Origin of the sequence: Nonomuraea longispora, from assembly GCF_004348345.1 — a bacterium.
Taxonomy (GTDB): domain Bacteria; phylum Actinomycetota; class Actinomycetes; order Streptosporangiales; family Streptosporangiaceae; genus Nonomuraea; species Nonomuraea longispora.
Genome location: NZ_SMJZ01000022.1, coordinates 50,711 through 57,592, shown reverse-complemented (window position 1 = coordinate 57,592; position 6,882 = coordinate 50,711). Strand labels below are relative to the sequence as shown.

General features: G+C 72.9%; 8 protein-coding genes. 5 read left to right on the top strand and 3 right to left on the bottom strand.

Annotated elements, in window-relative coordinates; all coding sequences use genetic code 11:
- Together E1267_RS08980 and E1267_RS08975 are read left to right on the top strand one after the other, a co-directional pair.
- A partial coding sequence (locus E1267_RS08980) for a D-arabinono-1,4-lactone oxidase (RefSeq protein WP_281283605.1) occupies positions 1-504 on the top strand: 504 nt, incomplete at its 5' end.
- Between the two features lie 90 nt (positions 505-594).
- Positions 595-1,377 carry an LLM class flavin-dependent oxidoreductase gene (locus E1267_RS08975; protein WP_132331682.1) on the top strand — a complete coding sequence of 261 codons (783 nt, stop codon included), beginning with the start codon at positions 595-597 and terminating at the stop codon, positions 1,375-1,377.
- Between the two features lie 74 nt (positions 1,378-1,451).
- On the opposite strand, the gene E1267_RS08970 is transcribed toward E1267_RS08975, so the two are convergent.
- The 3 genes from E1267_RS08970 to E1267_RS08960 all read right to left on the bottom strand — a co-directional run bounded on the left by E1267_RS08970 (position 1,452) and on the right by E1267_RS08960 (position 3,973).
- Complete coding sequence (locus E1267_RS08970; RefSeq protein ID WP_132331680.1) at positions 1,452-2,195, bottom strand: DUF2071 domain-containing protein; 744 nt, start codon at positions 2,193-2,195, stop codon at positions 1,452-1,454.
- Positions 2,196-2,396: 201 nt separating this feature from the next.
- Positions 2,397-2,651, bottom strand: a complete 255-nt coding sequence (locus E1267_RS08965) for a hemerythrin domain-containing protein (protein WP_132331678.1) — start codon at positions 2,649-2,651, stop codon at positions 2,397-2,399.
- Positions 2,648-3,973 carry an MFS transporter gene (locus E1267_RS08960; protein WP_132331676.1) on the bottom strand — a complete coding sequence of 442 codons (1,326 nt, stop codon included), beginning with the start codon at positions 3,971-3,973 and terminating at the stop codon, positions 2,648-2,650. The genes E1267_RS08965 and E1267_RS08960 overlap by 4 nt, the downstream gene beginning before the upstream one ends.
- Positions 3,974-3,995: 22 nt before the next feature.
- Here E1267_RS08960 and E1267_RS08955 point away from each other — a divergent pair, with 22 nt between their 5' ends.
- Genes E1267_RS08955 through E1267_RS08945 form a run of 3 tightly spaced genes read left to right on the top strand, consistent with a single transcriptional unit; the run spans position 3,996 to position 6,851 of the window.
- On the top strand, positions 3,996-4,649 hold the full coding sequence (locus E1267_RS08955) for a TetR/AcrR family transcriptional regulator (protein ID WP_132331674.1): 654 nt from the start codon (positions 3,996-3,998) through the stop codon (positions 4,647-4,649).
- 30 nt (positions 4,650-4,679) lie between these two features.
- A complete protein-coding gene (locus E1267_RS08950) occupies positions 4,680-5,765 on the top strand; it encodes a 50S ribosomal protein L11 methyltransferase (protein WP_132331672.1) in 1,086 nt (361 codons plus the stop codon).
- 30 nt (positions 5,766-5,795) lie between these two features.
- On the top strand, positions 5,796-6,851 hold the full coding sequence (locus tag E1267_RS08945; RefSeq protein ID WP_342774793.1) for a type III polyketide synthase: 1,056 nt from the start codon (positions 5,796-5,798) through the stop codon (positions 6,849-6,851).
- Positions 6,852-6,882: the final 31 nt, after the last annotated feature.

The following is a 6,882-nucleotide window of genomic DNA, read 5'->3' as shown; positions in this document are numbered from 1 at the left end:
CCCCGCCACCCGCTGCCCTCCATGCCGGCCGACAACTGCACGATCCAGCTCGGCGTGCCCGGCCCGTGGCACGACCGGCTGCCGCACTTCCGCGCCGACCACGAGCCGAGCGGCGCCGGCGACGAGCTGCAGTCGGAATTGCTGCTGCCCAGGGAACACGCGGTCAAGGCGCTGCGCGAGCTGTACACGATCGGCGACAGGATCCGGCCCGTCCTGCACATCTCGGAGGTGCGCACGGTCGCCGCCGACGACCTGTGGCTCAGCCCGTTCCACGGCCGTGACAGCGTGGGCATCCACTTCACCTGGGTGCGCGACGTAGAAGCGGTGATGCCGGTGCTGCGGCTGGTGGAGGAGACGCTGGCGCCGTTCGAGCCGCGGCCTCACTGGGGCAAGCTGTTCACCGTGTGGCCGGACTGCCCCGACAGGTTCCGCTCGCTGGTGGGACGGTTCGACCCGCAGGGCAAGTTCGCCAACGATTTCACGCGGATACTGCTGCGGGAGTAGGCGGCGCCCACGGCTTGCGCCCCCTGGTGTAGCGGATCACAGGTCCGGCGGACGATGCGCGGGGCCCGGCCGTGCACGATCGTTGGGGCCATGACCGACCTCCCGTTCCGCTTCGGCGTCGTCGCCGGACAAGCGCCCGACGCGGCCTCGTGGACCGGCCTGGCCCGCAGGGCGGAGAGCATGGGTTACGCCACGCTGCTGGTGCCCGACACGATCGCCACGCTGTCGCCCTTCGTCGCCGCCGCCGTCGCCGCCACGGTCACGACGACCCTGCGTGTCGGCACGTACGTCGTCTGCGCCCCCTACCGGACGCCGGAGACCGTCGCGTGGGAGACCACGACGCTGCACACGCTCACCGGCGGCCGGTTCGAGCTGGGCCTGGGCGCCGGCCGGCCGGACGCCGAACAGGACGCCGCCGTGCTCGGGGTCGGGTTCGGCACGCCGAGCCAGCGCATCGAGCGGATCTCCAGGACCATCGACGCGGTCAAGGACGTGCGGGTCCTGGTGGCCGCCGCCGGCAGCAAACTGCTCCGGCTGGCCGCCGCGAAGGCCGACACCGTCGCCATCGGTGTGCCGCCGCACCACCCGGAGGAGCAGGTGGCGGCGAAACTGGACGAGCTGTACGAGCTGGCCGGCGACCGCTACAACGAGCTGGAGCTCAGCATGAACCTCGCGGTCGCCGGAGGCGAGCCGCCCGGCCGGCTGCTCGACCGCTTCGGCCGCACCGGCAACGGGATCCTCACCGGCACGCCCGACGAGATGGCCGATGTCCTGCGGCGTCGCCGCGACCGGCTCGGCATCTCGTACGTGACGGTGAACGCCCAGTGCATGGACGCCTTGGCCCCCGTCGTCGAAATGCTCGCCGGAACCTGACAGGTACGACCGGCACGATGAGCCCATGACAGCCAGAGGAACCTTCGACTACCGGCTCTGACCCGCGCCCCGGTTCACCGCAGGCCGAGGCGGCGGGGCGGGGTGTGGATGTCGAAGTGCAGGTTGGACTGCGCCAGGACGGAGTGGGGGCGCGTGCCGGGCGCGATCAGGCCGAGGCGTTCGAAGACGGGGAACCTCGCCGAGGTGGCGGTGAGGTGGCGGGGCCGCATGACCGGGTGCCAGATGCTGTAGACGCCGACCCTGCCGTCCCTTCGGGCATACCAGCCCTGGGTGGGGTGGGTCAGGCGTTCGAGCCAGTCGGACTCGCCGTCGAAGCCGTCCAGCCGGGTGGGCGGCTCCGGTGACTCGGTGGCCTCGCAGTGAGCGGGGCCGGCCTCCAGGCTCCAGCGGGCGGGGTCGCCCGCCCAGTCGGCCTCGATGCTGATGCGGTCGCGCCGCCACGGCATACCCCACACGTGCTGCGGGATGGCGACCACCGGGTGGTCGAGGCCGGTGCCGAAGAACCAGACGCCCGGCCTGCCGTGCGCGGTGACGTAGGCCCGGTAGTTGATCTGGCCGCAGCTGATGGAGGCCGGCGGCAGGAAACGGAAGTGGAAGTCGCGGTCGCGGAAGGCCACGGCCGAGACGAGGGCGCCCGGCCCGTCGGCGAAGGTCATCTTCATCGGGGCGAAACCGTGGGGCAGGTGCCGGGCCAGCGCGCCGGCGTCCACGCGATAGCTGATGATCGCGAAGTCGTCGAGCTCGGTCTGCGCGTGGTGCCAGCGCGGGCGCGGCCGGGGAGTGCCGGTGAAGCTCATGCCTCCAACATAACGATCACCGGTGCCGCCGCGAGGAGGGCGAGGAGGTCAGGAGGTGGCGGCGACGGCGACGTGGCCCACATGGACGCCCGGGCCGGCGAGCGCCTCGGCCAGGGACAGGGCGTGGTCGCGCAGGCCGCCACCGCGATCCCGATGTCGCCCAGGAACGCCAGCGGGTGCGCGCTCCGCGGGGATAGGTCCTCAGACGTCGTCAGGGAGGTCGAGCAGCCGGTTGAGCACCGGGACGAGCTGCTCCTCCTCGTGGTCGAGGTGCGGGAAGAGCCGGCGGTCCTCGCCCTCGTGATGGAGGTGGAGGGCGTCGCAGAACGCCAGGCAGTGCGTACGCAGGTCCGCCCCGCGCGGCGAGCGGCGCAGCTCCGCCAGGTCGCGCCGGAGGCCGTCGTGCAGTTTGACCAGCTCGTCGCCCCAAGCGACAAGTCGCTGTCGATCCGTCATGCCAGTTCCCTCCGTGAAAAATTGCCGTAAAAGGTGGCGAAGAGCGTGGCGAGCAGGGCCGCGCCCGCCGCGATGCCGAAGCTCCACCCGGCGCCCCCGCTCGACAGCGCCGCCGCCCCCACCGCGCCGGCCAGGCTGCTGCCCACGACTCTGACCAGCGCGTTCACCCCTCCGGCCGCGGCGGTCTTGGCGGGCTCGACGTGCTCGACGGCCATCGTGCCGAGCGCGGCGTAGCCGAGCCCGATGCCGAGGCCCAGCACCGCCGCGGCGCCGTACAGGTCGGCGTCCGCGTCCCTGGCGAGCACCAGCCACAGCGCGGCCACCGTCACCAGCGCCGACCCGGCGGCCACCAGCGCGGACGCGGTGAAGCGGCGCATCAGCCGCCCGGCCAGCATCGAGACCACGAGCATCAGGACGGTCGTGGGCAGCAGGTACACCCCCACCTGCAGCACCGAGGCGCCGAGCGGGCCCTGCGCGACCGCCGACACCGTCGTGATGGCCCCGAACAGCGCGAACCCGAGCAGGAACGACGCCACCGTCGCCCCCACCGTCCCCCTGTGCAGCAGCATGGGGATCTCGATCAGCGGTGCCGTCGTACGGCGGGCGGTGACGACCCAGACGGCTGCCACGACCACGGCCGCGACCAGCAGCCCCAGCGTCGGCGGCGACGTCCACCCCCAGGTGCCCCCCTTGCTGATCGCGAGCAGCAGGCACACCAGCCAGGCCGAGACCAGTGCGGCACCGGCCAGGTCGGGACGTCCGGGCTCGCGGGCCGGCGGCGCCTCACGCACGACCGCCGCCACGAGGACGAAGCCCAGCGCCCCGAGGCCGGCCAGCATCCAGAACACGGCCCGGTGGTCACCGTCGACCAGTCCGGCGACGATCATGCCGCCGCCGCTCCCCACGCCGATGGTCGCGCTGAGCACGCCGATCGCCGTCGGCAGCCGATCGCCGGGCACCACCTCCCTGACCAGGCCCATGGCCAGTGGGAGCAGCGGCGCGGCGGCCCCTTGCAGGACCCTGCCGGCCATGATCGGGGCGAGCGCGGTCGACGCGGCGCTGAGCGCGGACCCGGCCACGAGCAGCGCGAGCGCGGCCAGTGAGACGGTGCGCCTGCCGTACATGTCGCCGAGCCTCGACAGCAGGGGGATCGCCACCGCGCCCGACAGCAGCCCGGCCGTGAGCAGCCATGAGACGGAGGTGAGCGGTTCACCGAGTCGCCGCCCCAGCAGCGGCAGCAGCGGCACCACCACGGTCATCTGCAGCGTCCCGACGGCCACCGAGAAGGCCAGCACTCCTACGGTCAGAGAGTTTTTGTACACGTATAGAAAGTAGCATGGCAGCATGCCCTCCCGAACCGGACGACCTCCGAGGATCTCCAGGGCGGAGATCGTCACCGCCGCCCACCGCGTCATCGAGGAGGACGGCGTGGCCGGCCTGACCATGCGCAGGCTCGCCCGCGAGGTGGGCAGCACGCCGATGGCGCTCTACCATCACGTGCGCGACAAGGACGAGCTGCTCCTGCTCCTGCTCGACGACTACGCCGCCGGCATGCCCAGGCCGGAGCTGCCCGAGGAACCGGGCGAGCGCATCGTGGCCGCCGCCGCGGCCCTGCGGGAGGGGCTGGCGGGGTGGCCGTGGGTCGTCGAGGTGATCCGGGCCGACGATCTGCTCTCGGTCAGAGCGCTGTGGTATCCGGAGCAGATCATCGACGCGGCCATGAGCGCCGGGCTGACGATCGAGCAGGCCGTCGGCGCCTACCGCGTCATCTGGCACTACACCGCGGGCGAGATCGCCGCGCGGGCGGCGGCGGCGAAGAGGCGCGAGGATGGGAGCATGACGTACCGGGACCGCGTGTTCGCCGAGCTGGACGCGCGGGAACACCCCCGGCTCAGCGAGGTGGGCGGGCGGTGGGCCGAGCTGACCGCGCGCGACACGTACGAACAAGGGCTGCGCGCGCTGGTGAGAGGGCTCCTGCCCGCAAAGCAGTGGCCGTGAGATGGCGGTCCGTGAGACGGTCGGGGTCTGATGATCTTCTGGAGCGAGGCGGGGCGGGAACGGTCGGCGGCGTGGCGCACGGCGCTGGGCGCGCCGCCGCCGGCGCGCGTGGTGGTCGCCGACGACCGCATGAAGGCCGACACCGCCTACCGGCTCGCCTGTGAGGGCACCGCGCTGTTGTGGCGGGGCGACTTCCACAACGCCCGGCAACTGCTGCGCGCCATGGGCCGCCGCTGCAAACCTGCCGCGCCCGGCAGCGGGTTCCACCGCTACCGCCAGGCCAGGTCGCAACGCGCCCGCACGCTGGGCATGTTGCTCATCCCGTACGACGCCGGCCACGTGGTGCCGCTGCGCCGCGCGCCCGACGTGCGTGAGGCGTGCAACGAGGCGTACGGCCCCGACGCGCCTCCCGCGGTGGGCCAGTTGCGCGAGCTGCTCGGCGTGATCGGCGCTCACGAGTGGCGCAAGAAGGGCGTGTACGTCCCGGCGCTCGGCGCGCGCATCCACCCCCACCACGGCGTCTTCTCCCCGATCAGGGGCGAATATGTCGACCTGGTCGCCGAGGCGCCGCTGCCCGGCGACCGGCTGGCGTTCGACGTCGGCACGGGCACGGGTGTGCTGGCGGCCGTGCTGGCCGGGCGCGGCGTGCGCCACGTCGTCGCCACCGACCTCGACGAGCGGGCCGTCGCCTGCGCCTCCGCGAACATCGCCCGGCTGGGCCTGGACGAGCGGGTGGAGGTCGTACACGCCGACCTGTTCCCGCCGGGGCGCGCCCCGCTCGTCGTCTGCAACCCGCCGTGGTTGCCCGCCACGCCGGTCTCCCCGCTCGACCAGGCCGTCTACGACCCGGGCGGGCGGATGTTGCGCGGGTTCCTCGACGGTCTGGCCGGGCATCTGGAGCCGGAGGGGGAGGGCTGGCTCATCCTGTCCGACCTGGCCGAGCACCTGGGCCTGCGCACGCGCGCCGACCTGCTGGCCGCGTTCGAGGAGGCGGGGCTGCGCCTGGCCGGCCGCATGGACGTCGCGCCCCGGCACGACCGGCCGAAGGACGAGAACGACCCGCTGCACGCGGCCCGCGCCGCCGAGGTGACCTCCCTGTGGCGGCTCACCCGCTGACCATGGGGGAGGCGGCGGGAGCGGTCCGGCATGTTAGCCAGGGCCGTTCAGCGGCAGGAGATGTCCATGCATATTTCGGGGGTACAGGTCGTTCTGCCTGATCACCGCTACGAGCAGGCGGAGATCACCGAGGCGTTCGCCCGGCTGACGGAGTGCGACGAGGACCTGCTGCGGCGCTTCCACACCGCGACCGGCGTGGAGGCCCGCAACCTCGCGCTTCCGCTGGCCGACTATCCCAAGCTCGACTCCTTCACCCGCGCGAACGACGCGTACGTCGAAACCGCCCTCGACCTCGGCGAGCAGGCGATGCGGGCCGCGCTCAAGAAGGCCGACGTGCGCCCCGAGAAGATCGACCACCTGCTGTTCTGCTCGACCACGGGCCTGGCCACCCCCTCGCTCGACGCGAAGCTGGCCCAGCGGGTGGGCCTGCGGATGGACGTCAAGCGGGCCCCGGTGTTCGGGCTCGGCTGCGCGGCGGGCGCGTCCGGCCTGTCCCGCCTGTACGACTACCTTCGCGGCTGGCCCGACCACGTCGCGATGCTCGTCTGCGTGGAGCTGTGCTCGCTGACGATCCAGCGCGACGACACCTCGATCGCGAACCTGGTGGCGAGCGGCCTGTTCGGCGACGGCGCGGCGGCCGTCGTGGCGACGGGACGCGGCCAGGGACCCGAGGTCGTCGCCACCCGCAGCAGGCTCTATCCCGGCACCGAGCACCTCATGGGCTGGAGCGTCGGCGACCACGGCTTCCGCATCATGCTGGACCCCGAGCTGACCGGGTTCGTGGAGCAGGTGCTGGCCGCCGACATCAAGGCCTTCCTCGCCGACTACGGGCTGGCGCCCGAGCAGGTCGCCACCTGGGTCTGCCACCCTGGCGGCCCGAAGGTCATCGACAGGATCGCGCAGACCCTCGGCCTGCCGGCCAAGGCGCTGGACGTGACGTGGCGCTCGCTGCGCGAGCACGGCAACCTGTCGTCGGTATCGGTGCTCCACGTGCTCCAGGAGACCCGCGGCCGGCCCGGCACGCCCGCCGTGCTCATGGCGCTGGGCCCGGGTTTCTCCGCCGAGATGCTCCTGCTGCACTGGTGAGTGCGCGTGCGGGGAGCGGTGCTGGCAGGCT

Excerpts from the sequence above, each read along its gene's own strand:
- E1267_RS08975 (WP_132331682.1), top strand. The coding sequence starts at position 595 with ATGACCGACCTCCCGTTCCGCTTCGGCGTCGTCGCCGGACAAGCGCCC.
- E1267_RS08970 (WP_132331680.1), bottom strand. The coding sequence starts at position 2,195 with ATGAGCTTCACCGGCACTCCCCGGCCGCGCCCGCGCTGGCACCACGCG.
- E1267_RS08965 (WP_132331678.1), bottom strand. The coding sequence starts at position 2,651 with ATGACGGATCGACAGCGACTTGTCGCTTGGGGCGACGAGCTGGTCAAA.
- E1267_RS08955 (WP_132331674.1), top strand. The coding sequence starts at position 3,996 with ATGCCCTCCCGAACCGGACGACCTCCGAGGATCTCCAGGGCGGAGATC.
- E1267_RS08950 (WP_132331672.1), top strand. The coding sequence starts at position 4,680 with ATGATCTTCTGGAGCGAGGCGGGGCGGGAACGGTCGGCGGCGTGGCGC.
- E1267_RS08945 (WP_342774793.1), top strand. The coding sequence starts at position 5,796 with ATGTTAGCCAGGGCCGTTCAGCGGCAGGAGATGTCCATGCATATTTCG.